General features: G+C 59.6%; 21 protein-coding genes. 15 read left to right on the forward strand and 6 right to left on the reverse strand.

The features are described 5' to 3' along the window. Window positions 1-29 precede the first annotated feature (29 nt). The 3 genes from B6S08_RS02960 to B6S08_RS02970 form a co-directional block, all read right to left on the reverse strand. The gene (locus B6S08_RS02960) at window positions 30-803 is read right to left on the reverse strand and encodes a PhnD/SsuA/transferrin family substrate-binding protein (RefSeq protein ID WP_094199281.1); all 774 of its coding nucleotides are present in this window, start codon (window positions 801-803) and stop codon (window positions 30-32) included. A 229-nt stretch (window positions 804-1032) separates the two neighbouring features. After that, window positions 1033-1335 carry an MTH1187 family thiamine-binding protein gene (locus B6S08_RS02965; protein ID WP_094199282.1) on the reverse strand — a complete coding sequence of 101 codons (303 nt, stop codon included), beginning with the start codon at window positions 1333-1335 and terminating at the stop codon, window positions 1033-1035. A 1856-nt stretch (window positions 1336-3191) separates the two neighbouring features. After that, window positions 3192-4484, reverse strand: a complete 1293-nt coding sequence (locus tag B6S08_RS02970) for a tyrosine-type recombinase/integrase (protein WP_094200524.1) — start codon at window positions 4482-4484, stop codon at window positions 3192-3194. 123 nt (window positions 4485-4607) lie between these two features. On the opposite strand from B6S08_RS02970, the gene B6S08_RS02975 reads away from it, so the two are divergent. Continuing rightward, window positions 4608-5408, forward strand: a complete 801-nt coding sequence (locus tag B6S08_RS02975; protein ID WP_094199283.1) for a dienelactone hydrolase family protein — start codon at window positions 4608-4610, stop codon at window positions 5406-5408. On the opposite strand, the gene B6S08_RS02980 is transcribed toward B6S08_RS02975, so the two are convergent. Further along, entirely contained in the window at window positions 5402-5872 is a 471-nt protein-coding gene (locus B6S08_RS02980) for a hypothetical protein (RefSeq protein ID WP_094199284.1), read from the reverse strand. The two genes, B6S08_RS02975 and B6S08_RS02980, sit on opposite strands and share 7 nt — an antisense overlap. A 311-nt stretch (window positions 5873-6183) precedes the next feature. Here B6S08_RS02980 and ccoN point away from each other — a divergent pair, with 311 nt between their 5' ends. The 11 genes from ccoN to ttcA all read left to right on the forward strand — a co-directional run bounded on the left by ccoN (window position 6184) and on the right by ttcA (window position 15982). Further along, entirely contained in the window at window positions 6184-7608 is a 1425-nt protein-coding gene (ccoN, locus tag B6S08_RS02985; RefSeq protein ID WP_094199285.1) for a cytochrome-c oxidase, cbb3-type subunit I, read from the forward strand. A 16-nt stretch (window positions 7609-7624) separates the two neighbouring features. After that, a complete protein-coding gene (gene ccoO / locus B6S08_RS02990; RefSeq protein ID WP_094199286.1) occupies window positions 7625-8233 on the forward strand; it encodes a cytochrome-c oxidase, cbb3-type subunit II in 609 nt (202 codons plus the stop codon). Between the two features lie 11 nt (window positions 8234-8244). Beyond that, window positions 8245-8460, forward strand: a complete 216-nt coding sequence (locus B6S08_RS02995) for a cbb3-type cytochrome oxidase subunit 3 (protein WP_094199287.1) — start codon at window positions 8245-8247, stop codon at window positions 8458-8460. Beyond that, complete coding sequence (gene ccoP / locus B6S08_RS03000; RefSeq protein WP_094199288.1) at window positions 8457-9425, forward strand: cytochrome-c oxidase, cbb3-type subunit III; 969 nt, start codon at window positions 8457-8459, stop codon at window positions 9423-9425. Before B6S08_RS02995 ends, ccoP begins: the two co-directional genes overlap by 4 nt. Before the next feature lie 92 nt (window positions 9426-9517). After that, complete coding sequence (locus B6S08_RS03005) at window positions 9518-10003, forward strand: FixH family protein (RefSeq protein ID WP_094199289.1); 486 nt, start codon at window positions 9518-9520, stop codon at window positions 10001-10003. Between the two features lie 2 nt (window positions 10004-10005). After that, window positions 10006-12375, forward strand: coding sequence for a heavy metal translocating P-type ATPase (locus tag B6S08_RS03010; protein ID WP_094199290.1), 2370 nt, complete (start codon window positions 10006-10008; stop codon window positions 12373-12375). Beyond that, window positions 12372-12584 (forward strand): cbb3-type cytochrome oxidase assembly protein CcoS, encoded by a 213-nt coding sequence (ccoS, locus tag B6S08_RS03015; RefSeq protein ID WP_094199291.1) that lies wholly within the window; start codon window positions 12372-12374, stop codon window positions 12582-12584. The genes B6S08_RS03010 and ccoS overlap by 4 nt, the downstream gene beginning before the upstream one ends. Next, window positions 12568-13251, forward strand: coding sequence for a sulfite exporter TauE/SafE family protein (locus B6S08_RS03020; protein WP_094199292.1), 684 nt, complete (start codon window positions 12568-12570; stop codon window positions 13249-13251). Before ccoS ends, B6S08_RS03020 begins: the two co-directional genes overlap by 17 nt. A 63-nt stretch (window positions 13252-13314) precedes the next feature. Beyond that, window positions 13315-14058 (forward strand): fumarate/nitrate reduction transcriptional regulator Fnr, encoded by a 744-nt coding sequence (locus B6S08_RS03025; protein ID WP_094199293.1) that lies wholly within the window; start codon window positions 13315-13317, stop codon window positions 14056-14058. A 22-nt stretch (window positions 14059-14080) separates the two neighbouring features. After that, window positions 14081-14995, forward strand: coding sequence for a universal stress protein UspE (gene uspE, locus B6S08_RS03030; RefSeq protein WP_094199294.1), 915 nt, complete (start codon window positions 14081-14083; stop codon window positions 14993-14995). A gap of 66 nt (window positions 14996-15061) precedes the next feature. Next, window positions 15062-15982 (forward strand): tRNA 2-thiocytidine(32) synthetase TtcA, encoded by a 921-nt coding sequence (gene ttcA / locus B6S08_RS03035; protein WP_370462313.1) that lies wholly within the window; start codon window positions 15062-15064, stop codon window positions 15980-15982. A 58-nt stretch (window positions 15983-16040) separates the two neighbouring features. On the opposite strand, the gene B6S08_RS03040 is transcribed toward ttcA, so the two are convergent. Both B6S08_RS03040 and B6S08_RS03045 read right to left on the reverse strand, forming a co-directional pair. Then, window positions 16041-16640 (reverse strand): DUF2987 domain-containing protein, encoded by a 600-nt coding sequence (locus B6S08_RS03040; protein WP_094199296.1) that lies wholly within the window; start codon window positions 16638-16640, stop codon window positions 16041-16043. Then, the gene (locus B6S08_RS03045) at window positions 16637-17392 is read right to left on the reverse strand and encodes a DUF2189 domain-containing protein (RefSeq protein WP_094199297.1); all 756 of its coding nucleotides are present in this window, start codon (window positions 17390-17392) and stop codon (window positions 16637-16639) included. The genes B6S08_RS03040 and B6S08_RS03045 overlap by 4 nt, the downstream gene beginning before the upstream one ends. Before the next feature lie 230 nt (window positions 17393-17622). Here B6S08_RS03045 and potA point away from each other — a divergent pair, with 230 nt between their 5' ends. From potA to potC, 3 genes are read left to right on the forward strand one after another with little or no spacing between them, the layout of a single operon-like run. Next, window positions 17623-18729: a spermidine/putrescine ABC transporter ATP-binding protein PotA gene (potA, locus tag B6S08_RS03050; protein ID WP_094199298.1), complete on the forward strand. Its 1107-nt coding sequence runs from the start codon at window positions 17623-17625 to the stop codon at window positions 18727-18729. Continuing rightward, window positions 18716-19573 (forward strand): spermidine/putrescine ABC transporter permease PotB, encoded by an 858-nt coding sequence (gene potB, locus B6S08_RS03055; protein ID WP_094199299.1) that lies wholly within the window; start codon window positions 18716-18718, stop codon window positions 19571-19573. The genes potA and potB overlap by 14 nt, the downstream gene beginning before the upstream one ends. Then, window positions 19570-20337, forward strand: coding sequence for a spermidine/putrescine ABC transporter permease PotC (gene potC / locus B6S08_RS03060; protein WP_094199300.1), 768 nt, complete (start codon window positions 19570-19572; stop codon window positions 20335-20337). The genes potB and potC overlap by 4 nt, the downstream gene beginning before the upstream one ends. The last annotated feature ends 1 nt before the right edge of the window (window position 20338 follow it).

The raw sequence follows: 20338 nt of genomic DNA on the forward strand, positions 1-20338 counted from the left end.
CCGGCCCGGCAATATTCTGCCGGTTGTGCTCAGCACAGCGTCGCGCAACCGACCGCCTGAGTACCGGGATCATAAACGATGGGGCTATAGCTTTCTCGTTCCGCCGGTTGCACCCCGGCAATGCCAATGGCCTCACCGGCTTTGGCAATGGTCGCAATCAGCGCGGCGTGCATGTACTGCCGGGTTACCGGCGCGCCCCGATGCATCACAAAGGGTGGCGAGGGCGCAGGCTCGCTGCGGCCGATAATGTGCAGTCCCTGAGTATTGAGCAGCGGCCAGCTGTGGGCGTCGATGGCGGCCATATCGGCACGGCCGTGTCGCAACCATTCCAGGCTTTGGGCATGGGCGCCGCTGATCAGCACGCTGCCGGGCTCAACCCGTTGCCGGCGCAGCCATTCATAGAGCGCGGCGCAGCCGGAACGGGAGCTGGGAGCATTCACCACCAGCCGGGGCCGCGTCGGCAGCGGCCGGCTGGTCGTGACGATATGGCTGTAGTAATCACCGGGATTGCAATCGAGATCCATAAATACAGGTCGGGCGATGGGCACCAGGTGGCGGGCTGCCGGCGTAAACAAGTCCGGCCCGCAACACTGGCTCAGCAGCAAACCGGCGTGGGCCCATTGATCAATCAGCGGCATATCGCGCTCAAGGGCTGGGGGCAAGGGCAGGGCGCCGATGTGCTTTAGCTCGCCACGCAATACCTCCCAGAAGGCATTCAGGCCATCACGGGCCGGGGGCAAGTCGTACCAGGGCAGGCTGGCGATCAGGCGCACGATGTCTCCTTTGCGGGTGAACAGGGTCAAGAAAAGTCAGGCGAAGAGTGTAAACAGCGCCTGCCCGCAAGTAAACAAACGGCGGTTTAGGTAATATTTTCAGAATAATTCACTAAAGGCTCAAGTGTAGCCTCGGGAATATTTGAGACCGGGCAGGACAAAATGCTGGTTAAGGTGCCATGGGGAGCAACATCAGGGGTGCCAGATCCGGTCGGAAACGGCACTCCCTGACATTGCCTGGTGATGACGCTTTATCGCGTTAACCGCCCAGCTTTTGCTGCACGCTGGTGACCTTGTCGGCCATGGTCTGGTCGCGGTCGTTGCGGGTGCCCAGCTTGATATGGCTGGTAATGCGCACGGCACCGGCGTCGTGCAGGGTTTCATGGCAGCGCTTGACCGCCGCCATGACGTCATCCCATTCGCCTTCCACATTGGTGCCATAGCCATGCATGGTGTGCACCAGGCCGGCGTCTTCAAAAATCTGCTGACACATGGCCACGTAAGGCGACACCGACACACCAACGCCGCCGGGCGACACCATGATATCCATTAAAACGTACATAACAGCTCCTTGGTAAGAATGAATCGTTGCGTTAAACACATGCCATTCGAGCCAAAGCACGGCTGGGCCACAAGGGCCAGATTGGGAGTTTGGGTTGGCCAGTGAGAGGTATCTTTTTATTTATGTTAAACGCGCCAAGAGAGCTAGCTCAAGGCCAAGCAAGCACGGGCACAAAAACAGCGTCAGAAGCAAACGGCTTAGGCTGCGGTTATTTCCGCTGAACGTATCCAACAGTTCTCTGAGCTGCCATCATATTCTCCTGAACATTTGTATTTGCCTGTTCTCGTACAGGGTGTGCTTGCTCGACCTAGATTAAGTTGCAATGGGCTTGAACTGCTTGAACGCGTAGCCATGAACGCAACAATGTTTGCTTATTGGTCTACGACGGGTAAGACAGTGATATCTACAGATGAATGGTTTGCTGGCACAGAGCAGCTAAAGAAGGTACTGAGCGTTGGGTTCAATCATAAGCTCCTACATTTCGCATAATGTATATTATGTTAAATATGAAATTTGTAAGCTCAAGGCTGCAGGCAATATTGTGGGTTTCATGAGAGTTTCACCCTGCGATCGTCACTCCCTCACCTGCGGCCGGACCAACCGGCACCGGCTGCAATGCCAAACAGTCAATAACGTATGTCTCTGTCTCTGTGTAAGCCTGTGGTAATGCTCTTTAAGGTCGTCTGCGCGAAAACGCGCGGCACAAACCCCACAATGCAGCAATCAAGAAAAGGTGTTCCAGGGGGCTGTTACAGACGCGCTCCCGATTCGCGAGGAGCCGATCGCTAACGCACGATGCAAGAAGTTAATCTGTGGGACGGCGTGACTGATAGTCTGTAAAGGCGGAATTGTTCGCCCCTATAGCCGAGTCATGTTCATTAGACCGATTCTCGGCCTGAGCCGGTGGCAACCCGTTTGAGGTTGTTGTCGGCTTTCAGTTCTTTATCAGGTGATCGCTGATGTCGTTGTGACTTCAGTGGTAAAGGATGGATAACCGGCTGTCAGCTCGTATTCGATGGATGAGAGAACACCTAGCCGACCACGGTACAAGAATCATAATGGTAGCCAGATAACACCAGCGGCAGCCGGCCCAGATGACCAGGTGTGATTGGAGTGAAATATCTGGTTGTTCAACGGTGTCATCATGCAAACCTCAATCGTATTTCGGTAAGCGAAAGCATAAGATAACTGGCTGAAATAGCTGAATTATCTCACCTCCAATTAGGCGGAATGCCAGCTTTTTCCACCGTTTTCGAGCGGGTATGCTCTTTAAAATGCACTGTTTTATGGAGGATCCCTGCCTGGGTTGGTGAGCCTTTAATATACCCACTCGCACCAGGCCCAGCAGTAAGATGGAGAACTGGTCCGTGTAGGGCCTTAACACCAAATGCCGATAAACTGCATTATCGGCATTGAGACAGCATAAATTAACCTGTCAGGCTTTCCCCAGTTGCGTTTTCTCAGTCCACAGTCAAGGCAGCCTTCTTGTGGGCAAATCACGGTATGCCTGTCACTGTTGTTTTCCACGGTTATCCATGGTTTTCAACTGTTCAGTTGCTACCCGACTTCAAGTGATTGCAGTGTGGCGTGGTCGCTACGCCTGCATCTACGGTATTCCCCCTTCGCCAGAGAAAAATGCGGCTCCCCTGCCATGCCTGGCTTCAAACCGTTTGCTCGGGTAACTACAACCCACCCAAGGTTGCTCCAAGGCGGGCTTCGACTGGATGATTTACGACCACCTTGCCCCTGCGCTTGAGTTACCCATCGGCACCAACGGGCTAACAATCCTCTCTAAGCAGGTCGAATGGTAACGATGCCCTTGACCTGCATTAGCTCTCCCCTGCTGGCGTTGTTATCTACTGCTCTCGTAACCGGTCCAGTCGTTTGTTGGCGGCACTTTCGTGACGCTCAACCTTGCCGGTGTGCAGATATTGCGAGGTGGTGTCGATGCTGTCGTGGCCGGCATCGGCCTGCACGTGAGACAGTGGCCGGCCGTTGTAGTTGATGTCGTGGGTAATGCCGGTGTGACGAATGCCATGCACGGTGAGTGTACGCATTTCACCGGCATCCTGGTCAAAACCGTCGGCCATGGCGGCATCGGCGGCGGCGGTCAGCAGCTCATTAAGCAACTCACGCAACTGGCGAATGCCCAGATTGGCATTCACCATGCCCTGATCCCGCCCTCGCCCGGCAGCCCGGTGGCGCACAAACAATGGAGTGGCGTCATTGGGCGCAGGCAGTGGCGACAGCCCCAGGTGAGCGCGATAGCGTTTTAGCGCGTCCAGCAGCTCGCGGGACACGGCCACGGTGCGCTTTTTTCCGCCCTTGCTCACGGGAATGTAAAAGCTCCAAATCCCGGTTTTGGTATCCCGCCGAAACTGGCTCATCACCGGGGAAAAGCCCGGCCTGGCGGCCACTTCCGAAATCCGCAGATAACAGCCGTACATCAGCGACACCAGAAACAGGGTACGCTCGTGGCGCTCGGGTGCGACTTCGGCCAGCTGTCGGGCGGTGTTCATGACATAGGACCACTGCAGGTCGCTGAACACCCGCACCTCGTCTTCTTCATTGTGCCCTGCCACCAAAGGGGCCGCACTGCCAAAGCGGCTGTGACGCATCCACATGGTGGCCGGGTTGCGCTCGGTGACTTCCTCATTAATGAGGTAGCTATAAAAGGAAGACAATACCGCCATCTTGGTTTTCAGGGCCTTGTCGCTGAGCCGATACGGTTGTTCGATGCCGTCGATCTTCTTGCCGAGAAACGGGCGCCACAGAGGGTTGGGCCGGCGCTCGCCCAGCTCCCGATCGGCCACGAACTGGGCCACATTACGGTAGGCAATCAGCGCCCGTGGTGGTGCCTGGCAATAGTCCACATATCGATTCATGGTGCGGCGGGTTACCTCTGTGGGTGAAATCTGCTCCACCTCCAGGCACCAGTGCAAAAAGGTGGTGAGCTCACTGCGGTAGGTCTTGTAGTTGTTCTCGCTGTGGCGGCTTTCCAGCAGCCATTCCATGGCATGTTCATAAATAAAGGCGGCGTCGGGCACCCGGTTCAGGGTGATGTCGGCAATATGCTGATTGACGGCGCTGTTGCCTTCTTCCAGAAATTGCGGAGCGTCAAACAGGGGAAAAACCGGTGGCGTATCCATGGTGTGCGAAGGGTCAGAACGAGTGGTGTGCGCATAATGTCGATAAATCCAGGTTTCGGCAATGCGCCGCACGCAGGTGGGCTGCTCTATGCTTTATATTCACTCACTGACGGAGCCCATGCCATGAAGCCCCTGTTGTTGTTGCTGACCCTGATGACCTTTGCCGTGCAGGCCGGCCTGATAACCGAAGAGCGCCGCTACGAGGTCAACGGCAAGACCTATCGCGGTTATCTCGCCCTGGATGATGCCGCCCCGGCCCCCCTGCCCGGCGTGCTGGTGGTGCATGAATGGTGGGGACACAACGACTATGTGCGCGAGCGCGCTCGCATGCTGGCCGAGCTGGGTTATGCCGCCTTTGCCATCGACATGTACGGTGACGGCAAGACCGCCACCCACCCGGATCAGGCCGGCGCCTTTGCCAAGGCCTCGCTGGCGTCTCTGCCGGAAGCCGAGCAACGCTTTAATGCCGCCCTCGCCCTGCTGGCCGCCGATTCACGGGTCGATGGCAGCCGACTGGCCGCCATCGGTTATTGTTATGGCGGTGGTGTGGCGCTGCACATGGCCCGGGCCGGCGCCCAGCTGCAGGCGGTAGCCAGCTTCCATGGCTCCCTGGCTCCCAAGGCGGATCCCCTGCCTGCTCACAGCCCGGTGGCCATTGCGGTGTTCAACGGCGCCGCCGATCCTCTGGTGCCGGCCGAGCAGGTAACGGCCTTTCGTGAGGAAATGATGAATGCCAATGCCGACCACCTGCTGGTGAACTACGAAGGCGCCCTGCACGCCTTCACCAATCCCGATGCCGATCGCACCGCCGCCGAGTTTGGCCTGCCACTGGCATACAACCAGGCCGCGGATAGGGACTCCTGGCAGCGATTACAGACGTTCTTGAAGGAAAAACTTGAGCCGGAGAATGAGTCCGCTCAGTGACGCACTTCAAACAGAAAGCGGTAGGTCTGCGGTTGGCCCAGGTATTCCACCTCCACTACCCAGGCCCACAGCATGCGGGCCTCGGTGCAGCTGCCTACCAGCGCCTGCCCCTGCCACCGCCCTTTGCCGGCGGGTTGCAGCAGGGCCGGCAGGGTACCCATGTACATGGTTTCCCCTTCCAGCACGCTGCGCACAACAGTCACACTCGGATCTGAAAAGGTAATGTTCAGTTCAAAGGGCGATTCCGCCTGCAGCTTGTCGGCCTTAAGGCGGGCGGTGGCGATCAGCCCCCCTTGTTCCTGCCGACATTCATTGTGACTTACATCACAGTAATCAAGTTTTTCCTCGACGTTTTCGGTCGTTTGCTGCTCCGTACCGCAGGTACGCAGCCAGAAGGCCGCCGACAAAACGACCATGACCACCAGAATTTGCACCATTTTTGGGCCAGTCAGCCGGTCTCTCATGAAATAACTCTTCCTGTTTCGGGGTCAGTTACGAGGCTTGCTTGATCTCGATCAACACGCGTCGTTATGCCCTATGGGCGGGCTAAAGGGGTAATCATATTACTGTTTATACTGTTTTTTTGGCAGCCACTCATTTATCATCTGTGCCGGTTTTGGGGGGGTGCCTTTGCTTTGTTAACAAAGAGTTAACGAATTCTGGTGCGCGCCAAAGCCACGATAAGAGAAACCGGTAACACTTAATCCTTCCGATGTGAGCACCTAAACCGTGAGCACAAAACCTGAATAACAGCAGTGGAAGCGGAACTATAACGATGAGTCAAACTAATAATCAACCAAACTACAACTACACCGTAGTTCGTCAGTTTACGGTCATGACCGTGATCTGGGGCGTTGTAGGTATGTCGTTGGGTGTGCTGATCGCAGCACAGCTGATCTGGCCTGCCCTCAACTTCGAAACACCCTGGCTGACCTACAGCCGCCTGCGTCCGTTGCACACCAACGCGGTAATTTTTGCCTTTGGTGTCAGCGCGCTGATGGCAACGTCCTTTTACGTGGTGCAACGCACCTGTCAGGTTCGCCTGTTCGGTGGTCCGCTGGCCTCCTTTGTATTCTGGGGCTGGCAGGCAATCATCGTCTCGGCGATCATCACCCTGCCCATGGGCTACACCTCGAGCAAGGAATACGCCGAGCTGGAGTGGCCGATCGACATCGCCATTGCCGTGGTGTGGGTGTCTTATGCCATCGTCTTCTTTGGCACCATGTACAAGCGCGTGACCTCCCACATCTATGTGGCCAACTGGTTCTACGGCGGCTTCATTCTGACCGTGGCGGTGCTGCACATCGTTAACAGCCTGGCCATTCCGGTCAGCGGCATGAAGTCCTACTCGGTGTACTCCGGTGCGGCCGACGCCATGATCCAGTGGTGGTACGGTCACAACGCCGTGGGCTTCCTGCTGACCGCCGGCTTCCTGGGCATGATGTATTACTTTGTACCCAAGCAGGCCGGTCGTCCGGTTTACTCTTATCGTCTGTCCATCGTGCACTTCTGGGCGCTGATCACCCTGTATATCTGGGCTGGCCCGCACCACCTGCACTACACCGCCCTGCCCGACTGGGCCCAGTCTCTGGGCATGGTCATGTCCCTGATCCTGTTCGTACCGTCCTGGGGTGGCATGATCAACGGCATCATGACCCTGTCCGGCGCCTGGCACAAACTGCGTTACGATCCCGTTTTGCGCTTCCTGATCGTGTCCCTGTCGTTCTACGGCATGTCCACCTTTGAAGGCCCGATGATGGCGATCAAGACCGTAAACGCCCTGTCCCACTACACCGACTGGACCGTGGGTCACGTGCACTCCGGTGCCCTGGGCTGGGTGGCCATGATCTCCATCGGCTCCGTTTACCACCTGATCCCCAACCTGTTCGGTCAGCAGCGTATGTACAGCCTGACGCTGATCAACACCCACTTCTGGCTCGCCACCATCGGTACCGTGCTGTACATCGTGGCCATGTGGATCAGTGGTGTGATGCAGGGCCTGATGTGGCGTGCGGTGAACGAAGACGGCACCCTGACCTACAGCTTTGTTGAAGGTCTGCAGGCGTCCTACCCGTTCTACTTTGTACGTTTCCTGGGCGGCGTCTTCTTTGTCACCGGCATGCTGCTGATGCTGTACAACACCTACCGTACCATCAAGGCGCCGAAAGGCTCCCTGCAAGCCATTGCCCAACCGGCCTGATTTAGGAGACTCGTGAATGCAAAACCGTCATGAACTGGTCGAAAAGAATGTCACCTGGTTGGCAATCCTGACCGTTGTGGCCATCAGCTTTGGTGGCCTGGTTGAAATCGTGCCGCTGTTCTTTCAGCAGCAGACCAACGAGCCGGTAGAGGGCCTGCGTCCCTACACCGCACTGGAAATGGAAGGCCGTGACATCTACATCCGTGAAGGTTGTACCGTGTGTCACAGCCAGATGATCCGTCCGTTCCGTGCCGAAACCGAGCGTTATGGTCACTACTCCGTGGCCGGTGAAAGTGTGTGGGAGCACCCCTTCCTGTGGGGCTCCAAGCGTACCGGTCCGGATCTGGCCCGGGTGGGCGGCCGTTACTCCGACGAGTGGCACCGTGTGCACCTGCTGAATCCGCGTGATGTGGTGCCCGAGTCCAACATGCCGGCGTTCCCCTGGCTGGAAACCAATGTGCTGGACGGCAAGCATACTGCCGAGAAGCTGCGCGTTTTCCGCGACAACTTTGGTGTTCCGTACACCGACGCCGACATTGAAGGTGCCGAAGCGGCCGTGAAGGGCAAAACCGAAATGGATGCCGTCATCGCCTATCTGCAGTCCCTGGGACACGCCCTTAAATAACCGGAGTCGATATGGATCTCAGTACCTTGGAAGCCCTCAAGCCCATGCTGATCAGCTTTCAGACCCTGGCCCTGCTGGTGTTGTTTGCAGGCATCGTTTGGTGGGCCTTTAGCAAACGCAGAAAGGGTAAGTTTGACGATGCTGCTCACTCCATCTTTGACGAGGATGAGCGCAACAAGCCGCGCCGGGGTACTGAGCAGGATCGCGCAGGAGCTAACAAAAAATGAATACTTTTCTGAGCATATTTGTCACCGTGATCAGCCTGGGCACCATTTTCGGCTGCCTGACGCTGCTCATCTGGTGTAACAAAGACAAGATGGGAATGGAAGAAGGGGCGCCCACCGGGCACACCTATGACGGCATCTCCGAACTGAACAACCCTCTGCCCAAGTGGTGGAGCTACATGTTCATTATCATGGTGGTGTTTTCCCTGATCTACCTGGCTCTGTATCCGGGCCTGGGCAACTTCAAGGGTCTGCTGGGCTGGCAGAGCTCCAACCAGGACATTCGTTCCCTGGAAGAGTCTCGCGCCGCCTCCGCCGCCGCCCGTGAAGAAGGCCGTCTGGTGCAGTACGAGCGTGAGATGGTCAAGGCCGACGAGGTCTTCGGTGCCAAGTTCCGCGAGCTGGCCTATGAGGCCGATGGCAGCAGCTACCGTGCCATTGCCGATATCGCCCAGGACGAAGAGGCCACCAAGGTGGGCCAACGCCTGTTCCTGCAGAACTGTGCCCAGTGTCATGGCTCCGACGCCCGTGGTGCCCGTGGTTTCCCCAACCTGGCGGATGCCGACTGGCTCTACGGCGGCACCCCGGAAGCCATCAAGGCCACCATCATGCACGGCCGCAAGGGCGCCATGCCCGCCTGGGGCGACAGCCTGGGTGAGCAAGGCGTACAGGAAGTCACTTCCTACGTGCTGAGCCTGTCCGGCCGTAAAGTGGATCCCGTAGAGGCCCAGAAAGGCCAGGCCCGGTTCGCCATGTGTGCCGCCTGTCACGGCATGGACGGCAAGGGTAACCCCGCCATGGGCGCGCCCAACCTGACCGACAACATCTGGCTTTACGGCGGCTCCCGTGCCGCGGTGGAAGACTCCATTCGTCATGGCCGCGCCGGTGTCATGCCCGCCTGGAATGAAATTCTGGGCGAAGACAAGGTGCATCTGCTGGCGTCTTACATCTACAGCCTGAACGACTGATAAAGCCCGCCGGGCTTGGACAGAAAGCCCCGCTTGCGGGGCTTTTTTTGTTATATTAGCCGTCGACTTTTTTCGCAGTAGGAATTCCCGTTATGCATCGTCCCTGGTATCAGCAATTCTGGCCCTGGTTTTTGATCGTGCTGCCCCTGTGCGCCGTGGTGGCCAGCCTCTATACCCTGCACCTGGCAAGCACCAATGCCGATACCATGGTGGTGGATGACTACTACAAAAAAGGCCGCGCCATTAACCAGGATCTGAGTGAGCTCAAGGAAGCAGAGCGACTGGGCCTGATGGCCGAGCTCGGTTATGCCGACGGCCAGATCACCCTGCGCATGCAGGGCGAGCACACCGAGGGGGAGCCGGTGCGACTGCGTTTTACCCACCCCACCCTGGCCGAGCAGGACGTACAGGCCCTGCTCACCACCGATGCCGCCGGCGTCTACCGCTTCCGCCCGGATCACGTACTGCTGAACGGGCTGTGGAACCTGCAGCTGGAAGCCTTTGACCGGCGCTGGCGCATGCAGCAGCGCATTCGCCTGCCCATTGCCGACAAACTCGTGATCCGAGCCGGTCAGTAAGCATGGTCGGCTGTTTCCATTGTGGTGAGCCGGTTCCGGCGGCGGCCGGCTTCAGTGCCGTGCTGGAAGGGGAACCCCGCCAGTTCTGCTGCCCCGGTTGTCAGGCGGTGGCCGAAACCATCATCGACTGCGGCCTCGGCAGTTATTATCAACACAGAACCAGTACCCCGCCCAAGGCCGAGGCGGTGCCCGATGAGCTGCGCCGGCTGCAGCATTATGACCTGGACGACATTCAGCAGGACTTTGTGGTACAACGCGACGACATTCGCGAAGTGCAGTTGTCCATCGGCGGCCTGACCTGCGCCGCCTGTGCCTGGCTGATTGAGCGCCACCTGGCCCAGCTGCCGGGGGTGATGCTTATCCAGGTCAACACCACTACCGAGCGGGCCCGGTTGCGCTGGGATCCGCAACAGACCCGGCTCAGCACCCTGCTGGCCGGTTTTGCCCATATCGGCTATCAGGCCCGGCCGTTTCAGCCCCATCAGCAGGAGCAGGAATACAACCGCGAGGTAAAATCCTACCTGTTGCGCATGGGCCTGGCCGGGCTTGCCAGCATGCAGGTGATGATGGTGGGTTTCGCCCTCTATGAAGACCTGTTTCCCGACATTGATCCCGGCCTGGTGCAGCTGTTTCGCTGGGTCAGCCTGTGGCTGTCGGTGCCGGTGATGGCCTACTCCGCCCTGCCCTTTTACCGCAATGCCTGGCGAGGGCTGAAAAACCGGGCGCTGAACATGGACTTGCCGGTGTCGCTGGCCATGCTGTTCGCCTTTGTCGCCTCTGTCTATGCCACCGTGACCGCGACCGGTGAGGTCTATTACGAGTGCGTGTCGATGTTTGCGTTTCTGCTGCTCACCGGCCGCTTTCTGGAAATGCGGGCCAAGCGCCGGGCCTCGGAAACCACCGCCAACCTCACTCACCATATTCCCATGCTGGCCCGGCTGGAAAGCGACGGTGACGAGCAGGAAGTGGCCGCCCGCACCCTGCTGCCCGGCCAGGTGGTACGGGTATCGCCCGGTGCGGTGATCCCCGCCGACGGTGACATTATCGAGGGCCACACCAGCGTGGACGAGTCCATGCTGACCGGTGAACATTTGCCGGTGTCGCGCCGCCCGGGTGAGCCGGTGTTTGCCGGCACCACCAATGTGGAGTCACCACTGCGCATTCGTGTCAGCCGAGGCCTGGCCGATGCCCGCGTCTCGGAAATTTTGCGGGCCCAGGACGACGCCCTGCTGGAAAAGCCCAGGGTGGCGGTGCTGGCGGATCAGCTGTCCCGCTATTTTGTGGCGGCGCTGTTGCTGGCCACCCTCGCCACCTACCTGGTGTGGCTGCAGCTCGATGCCGACCGCGCCTTCTGGGTGATGCTGTCGGTGCTGGTGGCCACCTGCCCCTGTGCGCTGTCGCTGGCCACCCCCACGGCGCTGACCGTGGCCACCTCCCGGCTGACCCAGGGCGGCGTGCTGGTGCGCCGGGGTCACGTGCTCGACACCTTGCCCCGCACCACCCGCATGGTGTTTGACAAGACCGGCACCCTGACCCGGGGCAAGGTGGCACTGACCGAGGTTACCCTGCTCGGCGCCATGGACAAGAAGCAGGTCCTGGCGCTGGCCGCCGCCCTGGAAAGCGGCTCCGAGCACCCCATCGCCCGTGCCTTTGCCCCGTATTGTGATGCCGGCATTCCGGTGAGCCAACGGCAAAACCACGTGGGCCGGGGCGTCAGTGGTGTGATCGACGGCGAGACATGGCGGCTGGGCAGCGGCCCATGGCTGAATCCCGGCCACCAGGACAGCGAGCTGTGCGTTTATCTTGCCGGAGAGCATGGCCTGGCAGCCCGCTTTACCCTGACGGATCCCCTGCGGGACGAGGCCGCCGCCCTGATCGCCCGCTGCCACGAGCAGGGCCTGGCCACCACCATTCTCACCGGTGACGGCTCCGGCCAGGCGGATCGGGTGGCGCAGGTGCTCGGGGTAACCGAACTCGAAAAAAGCGCCACCCCCGACAACAAACTGGCGTATCTGCGCGCCCGCGCCGAACGGGGCGACGTCTGCCTGATGGTGGGGGACGGCATCAACGATGCCCCCGTGCTGGCCGGTGCCCATGTGTCCTTTGCCATGGCCGGCGGCACCGACATTGCCAAAAACAGTGCCGATGCCATTTTGCTGGGGGACTCCCTCGACCGCCTGCTGATGGCCCGGCGCATTGCCGCGGCCGCCCGGCGGGTGATCAAGCAGAATTTCGGCTGGGCCCTGGGCTATAACCTGGTGGTGCTGCCGCTGGCGGCGGCCGGTCAGGTCTCGCCCTGGTTCGCCATGCTGGGCATGTCGGCCAGCTCGCTGCTCGTTATTTCCAACTCCCTGAGGTTATCCCGGTTATGAATGGTGACACCATCTGGTACCTGATCCTGCCCATTGCCCTGATTTTGCTGGCGGTGGCCGTGGCGGTGTTTTTCTGGTCGGTAAGAAGCAACCAGTTCGAGGATCTGGATCGGCAAGGCAACAATATTTTGTTTGATGACGACGGCGGTGCCCATCGCCGCGCCCAGCATCGCGACTCGCGCAAGGATAATGATGACCGGTCAGCTTGATCCCGTAGCGGCCCTGCTGATCGGGCTGCTTGGCGCCGGTCACTGCATTGCCATGTGCGGCGGGGTGGCGGCGGCCTTTTCCATGGCCATTCCTCAGTCTCAGCGGCGCTGGCAGTGGCTGTATCTGCTTGGTTACAACGCCGGCCGCATTGGCAGCTATGCCCTGGCCGGTGCCTTGGTGGGGGGCGTGTTCGCGGGACTTGCCGACATCAGCCTGGGCAAACAGGGGCTCTTGTGGCTGCGGCTGCTGGCCGGGCTGATGATGGTGTTGCTGGGCTTGTATCTGGCACGCTGGTGGAACGGTCTGCTGGCCCTGGAGCGGCTCGGCAATGGCCTGTGGCGTCATATCAAGCCGCTGGCCGGGTGTTTTGTGCCCTTTCGCCACCCCCTTGCCGCCCTGCCCTTCGGCATGATCTGGGGTTGGCTGCCCTGCGGCCTGGTGTATTCGGCACTGACCTGGAGCGCGGTGTCTGGCGGCGCCGCCGAAGGCGCCCTGGTGATGGCGTTGTTTGGTCTCGGCACCCTGCCCACCCTGCTGGCACTGGGTGGCCTGGCCGGGTCGCTCAGGCACTGGCTGAACCATGCCGGCTTTCGTCGAGCTTCGGGCATCTTGTTGATTTGCTACGGTTTATTCAGCCTGTATCAGGCGTTGTCGCTGCTTTCGTGAACTATTAACCGGTTTTTATTGGTGCTATGATTCAGGTTGGATTACACACAAGCGACGGAGCACATGGGTAACATAATAAAAGCCGGCAAATCCGCCACAGGTCGCGCCATTCACTGCCAGGACTGCAGCATCAGCCAGTTGTGCATTCCCCTGGGCCTTAATTCCGACGAGCTGGATCAGCTGGACGACATCATCGAGCGCAAAAAGCCCATTCAGAAAGGAGAAGAGCTTTTCAAGGCCGGTCAGCCGCTGAAATCGCTTTATGCGATTCGCGCCGGCACCGTCAAGTCCTACACCCTCACCGAGCAGGGAGACGAGCAGATCACCGCCTTTCACCTGGCCGGGGATCTGGTGGGGTTCGACGCCATCAACACCGGGGCCCACCCTTCCTTTGCCCAGGCGCTGGAAACGGCCATGGTGTGCGAGATTCCCTATGAGGTACTGGACGAGCTGTCGGGCAAGATGCCCCGGCTCAGACAGCAGATCATGCGACTGATGAGCAACGAAATTAACGGTGATCAGCAGATGATATTGCTGTTGTCCAAGAAAACCGCCGAAGAGCGGCTGGCCGCCTTTCTGCACGGGTTGTCGACCCGCTTTGCCCAGCGCGGCTTTTCCCCCCGGGAGTTTCGCCTGACCATGACCCGCGGCGAAATCGGCAACTATCTCGGACTGACGGTGGAAACCGTGAGCCGGCTGCTGGGCCGTTTTCAGAAAAATGGCATGATAGCGGTAGACGGCAAGTACATTCGTATTCTCAAGCAACCCGAGCTGGCCTGCCTGGCAGGTGCGCCGGACGCAGACTGATCCACACCACAAGGAGGTGTCTATGATCAAGTATCAACATATTCTGGTGGTTATCGACCCGGTCGCCGAGGCCCAGCCCGCCCTGCACCGGGCGGTGTCGGTGGCGGCGCTGCAGGAAAACGCCGCCATCACCCTGTTTTTGCCCATTTACGACTTTTCCTACGAGATGACCTCCATGCTCTCCAGTGAAGAGCGGGACGAAATGCGCGAAGGGGTGGTGCAGGGCAAGGAGGAGTGGCTCAGGACCCTGCTTGAGCCTTACGCCGACAGCAAAATCAGCTTTCATGTGCGGGTGGTGTGGCACAGCCGGCCCTTTGAGGCGATCATTCAGCAGGTACAGGAGCAGGGCCACGATCTGGTGGTGAAAAGCACCCACAAGCACGCCATGATCCAGTCCTTTATCTTTACCCCCACCGACTGGCACCTGCTGCGCAAGTGTCCCTGCCCGGTGCTGTTGGTCAAGGAGCGGGACTGGCCCATGGGTGGTACCGTGCTGGCCGCGGTCAATTGCTGCAGCGACGACAAGGCCCAGGAAGCGCTGAATGAAAAAATCATCGGCGAGAGCGCCGAAGTGGCGCGGCTGCTTTCCGCCACTCTGCACCTGGTCAACGCCTACCCCATCACTCCGGTGAACATGGCGCTGGAGCTGCCCGACTTTGACCCTCACGCCTACAATGCGGCGGTAAAAAAACACCATGAGCGGGCCCTGTATGAATATGCGGTGCGTTTTAACCTGGAGTCCGACAGCCTGCACCTGCACGAGGGCCTGGCAGAGGAAGTCATTCCTAACTGTGCCGATGCCATTGACGCCAGCCTGGTGATTCTGGGCTCGGTGGGCCGCACCGGCATGGCGGCGGCGCTGCTTGGCAATACCGCCGAGCACGTGATCGACAAGCTAAGCTGCGACGTGCTGGTGCTGCGCCCCGACACCGACTGATCCCTCAGGCGCCTTGCCCTCAAGGCGCCAGTCACTATAATAGCCCCCAGTTTTTTCGCCGGGGGCATCATGTCTGTTCAAACCGCCAAGCAAGTCTATAACTTCAACAAGCTGCAAAAGCGGCTGCGTCGCAACGTGGGTGAGGCCATCGCCGACTTCAATATGATTGAAGACGGTGACAGGGTCATGGTGTGCCTGTCGGGCGGCAAGGACAGCTATGCCATGCTCGACATTCTGCAGAACCTGCAGGCCCACGCCCCCATTCGTTTCGAGATTGTGGCGGTCAACCTGGATCAGAAGCAGCCCGGCTTTCCCGAGCATGTGCTGCCCGCCTACCTGGACGGCCTGGGGGTGGAGTACAAAATCGTCGAGGAAGACACCTACTCCATCGTCAAGGACAAGGTTCCGGAAGGCAAAACCACCTGCTCACTGTGCTCGCGGCTGCGCCGGGGCATTCTCTATCGCACCGCCACCGAGCTGGGGGCCACCAAGATTGCCCTTGGCCACCACAGGGACGACATTCTGGAAACCCTGCTGCTCAACATGTTCTATGGCGGCACCATGAAGTCGATGCCTCCCAAGCTGGTGAGCGATGACGGTAAACACGTGGTGATCCGTCCCCTGGCCTATGCCAAGGAAAAGGATCTGGTACGCTACGCCGAGGCCCGGGAATTTCCCATTATTCCGTGCAACCTGTGCGGCTCCCAGGAAAACCTGCAACGCCAGGCCATCAAGACCATGCTGCAGGATTGGGACAAGCGTTTTCCCGGCCGCATTGAAAGCATGTTCCGCTCGGTGCAAAACCTGGTGCCGTCGCACCTGATGGATCATCAGCAGTTTGACTTTAAAAGCATTAACAGCGAGTCCGGCGTAATCGACGGCGGCGACATCGGTTTTGACAAGCCCGACGTTGCTCCTCGTTTTGAGCAGGATGATGACGACGCCCCCGAGCTGGGCGAGCGCCTGCAGGTGCTTGAAGTGAAGTAATAAAAAAGGCGCCGAGGCGCCTTTTTTGCTGATGTAGCCTGGCTTCCCAGTGCCGGGGTTACAACCAGGGCGTGACCCGAGTGGCGGGAATCTGCCAGTTGCCATTACCGGTCAGTGCGGCATCATCCAGAGACAGTTTGTTCAGGCCCTGAATAAGCTCTTGCCCGCTCAGCGGCTGTAATTGCACGCCCTTGATGCTCGGCACAAAATAGCGCCCCGGCCAGCCGGCCATTTCCTGCAGCAAGGCCTGCATTTCATCGCGAATGGCACGCAGCTGTGCCGCCTGCACCTCGCCTGCCGGCAGCAGGGTCTGAATTTGAATGGAGATTTCACAGCGCTCCGGCTGATCCACGTCGAGTCGGACCACGGCCTTGTCCAGATCCAGCTGCTTGTCAAAGGGCAACACGAATTCACCATGGGGCAGAACGGTCACTTCGCCCCGTGGTTGGCCGACAACCTCAACCGAGCCGTGATGAATGGTGCACCAGCCCTCGCCGTCGTTGCGGCTGAGGTAAAAACCCAGGGTGGCGTGCTCGACTTCGGCGTCGGCCACGGTATCCAGGTGCTTGTAAAAACCGCTGTAACCCAGATTGAGCGCGTCGGCGTGGGCCGGAACGGCCAGCAGGGCCAGCGCGGCCCCAAACAGTACGGATTTCATGCCTCGAAATGATCCCTTGAAGGTGAGGAAGCCGGGGCGGTGGCGTCACCGGCGCCACGAACGCCGCAGGCTTCCCGGTAAATGATGCCCTTGACCACCATGTACAGCGGCGCCACCCATACCAGGCCAATGCCAAAGCTGAGTACGGCGGCCATAAACAGCGCCACCAGTATCAGATGAATGGCAATCAGGTTGAGCCACTGGCGGGCGAACAGCCGCAGAGACACCAGAATGGCCTGAAACGGGCTCAGGCCTTTTTCCAGGATCAGCGGAAAAACAAACATCAGCGCCACGCTCAGCACCAGGGTGGGCAACATGGCCAGCACCGCCGGCAGGCCAAATGCTGCCCCCAGGGGCAGGAACAGGCTGGTCATAAAGCCCATGATCAGGCTGGCCACCGCCAGCGGCAGCACATAACGGAAATAATCAAAAATCTGATTGGCGCGAATGGGTCTTTCCACCGCCCGGTGAATGCCCATCATGTCGAGGCCGCCGCTCATGGGTGCCATGATCATGGAAATCAGCAGGCCCAGCAGGCTGGCACGCCAGTCGCCGGTCTCGCTATCACCGGCCACGGTCAGCAGCAGGTGATTGAGCAGCAGCCAGCTGCCGGCCACGCCGATGGCGGCCATCACCATGGTCAGCTTGGCGCCGTAAATGCGCTGCCAGCCTTCCTGCAGCACCGCCTTGGGAGCAAGGGAAAATCCGTGTTGCAGCGACTGCTGCAGGCGGGAAGATTCGGGTTCGTTCATCAAATACGATTTCTGGTTCAGGGAATGCGGCCATTATAGCGGCATCGGCCGGCTCTCGTAACCCGTTGTGAGCCGGTTAAAAGTTGCGCACATTCAACGGCTTCGCAAACAACAAAACCGTTTGTTGCGGCAATTTTTATTTGCTTTGCTTCATGCCGGACGAGTCCTAGAATGCGCGCTTTCCTTTCCCTGTGAACGCCGGGCGTTCCTATCGAGGTGCATTCAGGCACATGGCCGAACACAAAGCTCCCATTGTCACCCTTGCCGGCATCAGCAAGTCCTTCGGCGGCAAGACCATCATCGAACACCTGGATCTGTCTATCTACGATGGTGAATTTGTCACCCTGCTGGGTCCTTCCGGCTGTGGTAAAACCACGGTGCTCAGGCTGATTGCCGGGCTGGAGTCGGCCGACGGCGGCCGTATTTTTCTCGCCGGCGATGACATTACCGCGGTGCCCGCGGAGCAGCGTCATGTCAACACCGTGTTTCAGAGCTATGCCCTGTTTCCCCACATGACCATTTTCGACAATGTGGCCTTTGGCCTGCGCATGCAAAAGGTGCCCGCCGCCGACATCGCCCCGCGAGTGCAGGAAGCCCTGGCCATGGTGCAGCTGGAGCAGATGGCCGACCGTTATCCCCATCAGCTCTCCGGTGGTCAGCAGCAGCGTATCGCCATTGCCCGGGCGGTGGTCAACCGCCCGCGGGTGTTGCTGCTGGACGAGTCGCTCAGTGCCCTTGACTACAAGCTGCGCCGGCAAATGCAGGTGGAGCTGAAGGCGCTGCAGCGTCGGCTGGGCATAACCTTTGTGTTTGTGACCCACGATCAGGAAGAAGCGCTGTCGATGTCCGATCGCATTCTGGTGATGCAGGGCGGCCGTGTGGTGCAGCAGGGGTCGCCCCGGGACATTTACGAAGCCCCCGCCAACCTGTTCGTCGCCCGTTTTATCGGCGAAATCAACATTCTCGATGGCGAGCTGCTGGCCCCCGCCGAACAGGGGCGTTGGCACGCCCGGGTGGAAGGCCGTGACTGCCTGGTGCACAGCCGTCATCCGTTCAGCCCGGGCGATCGGGTGTGTGTATTGCTGCGCCCGGAAGATCTGCGTATGTCGGCCCAAGGAACTGAGCAGGCGGCTGCGGGAGTGAACGGGCGTATTCTCGATCGCCAGTACAAGGGGGCCACCCTTGAGTCCCGGGTGCAGCTCGACGCCGGCGGCGAGATCCTGATCTCCGAGTTTTTCGACGAAGACGATGCCGGCACCGACTACGCCCTGGATCAGCGGGTGTCGGTGAGCTGGGTGGATGGCTGGGAGGTGGTGCTGCCCCATGAACAACACTAACGGCTTTCGCAACCTGGCGGTGGGCCTGATTGTGGGCTGGCTGCTGCTGTTCGTGTTTCTGCCCAATTTGATGATCATCGGCACCAGCTTTCTGACCCGGGATCACGCCAGCCTGGTGAGCCTGGTGTTGACCCCGGAGAACTATGCCCGGCTGCTTGATCCCATGTACATCAAGGTGCTGTGGCATTCCCTGATGATGGCCGGCCTCGCCACCCTGCTGTGTCTGCTGATCGGCTACCCCTTTGCCTTTGTGGTGGCGGGGCTGCCCAAGGCCTGGCGCCCGGTTTTGCTGTTTCTGGTGATAGTGCCGTTCTGGACCAACTCGCTGATCCGCACCTATGCGCTCAAGGCGGTGCTGGGCACCAAGGGCCTGCTCAACCAGACGCTGTTGTCACTGGGCATTATCGAGCAGCCGCTGCGCATCGTGTTTACCGAGGCGGCGGTGATCATCGGCCTGGTGTATATCCTGCTGCCGTTCATGATCCTGCCGCTGTATGCGGCCATCGAAAAGCTGGACGGCCGCCTGCTGGAGGCGGCGCGGGATCTGGGGGCCGGTCCCCTGCCCCGCTTTGTGCGAGTGGTGTTGCCGCTGACCCTGCCGGGCATCGTTGCCGGCTGTCTGCTGGTGTTTCTGCCGGCGCTGGGCATGTTTTACATCTCGGATCTGCTGGGCGGGGCCAAGCACTTGTTGATCGGCAACATCATCAAGACCCAGTTCCTTAACATTCGTGACTGGCCCTTTGGCGCCGCCACCAGCGTGACCCTGACGGTGCTGATGGCGACCCTGATGCTGATTTACTACCAGGCCGGCCGGCTGCTGAACAACAAGGGAGAGGCCGAATGACCAGATGGCTGAAAGGCGCATTGCTGTTGCTGGTGTTTGCCTACCTGTATATCCCCATTGGTGTGCTGGTGGTGAACTCCTTTAACCAGTCCCGCTTTGGCATTCGCTGGGACGGTTTTACCCTGGACTGGTATCAGCGGCTGGCCGGCAACACCGCCCTGCTCGAGGCGGCGCGCCACTCGCTGACGGTGGCCCTGCTGTCCGCCAGTGTCGCCACCCTGATCGGCACCCTGGCGGCGGTGGCACTGTACCGTTACCGCTTTCGTGGCAAACGCTTCGTGGGGGGCATGCTGTTTGTGGTGATGATGTCACCGGATATCGTCATGGCCATTTCGCTGCTGGCGCTGTTCGTGGTCATTGGCGTGTCGCTGGGGTTCTGGTCACTGCTGTTTGCCCATGTCACCTTTTGCCTGCCCTTTGTGGTGATCACGGTATTTTCCCGGCTCAGGGGCTTTGATGTGCGCATCATAGAAGCGGCGCGGGATCTGGGCGCCGGCGAAGCGGTGATTTTCCGGCGCATTCTGCTGCCGCTGGCGCTGCCGGCCATCGCCGCGGGCTGGCTGCTCAGCTTCACCCTGTCGCTGGATGACGTCATCATCAGCTCCTTCGTGACCGGGCCGGGTTATGACATTCTGCCGCTGCGCATTTATTCCATGGTCAAGGTGGGAGTTTCCCCCGAGGTCAATGCACTGGCCACCCTGATGCTGGTGGTATCACTGATTCTGGTGGTGATTTCTCAATTACTGTTAAGGGACAAACGCTGAT

This window comes from Oceanimonas doudoroffii, assembly GCF_002242685.1.
GTDB classification, from domain to species: domain Bacteria; phylum Pseudomonadota; class Gammaproteobacteria; order Enterobacterales; family Aeromonadaceae; genus Oceanimonas; species Oceanimonas doudoroffii.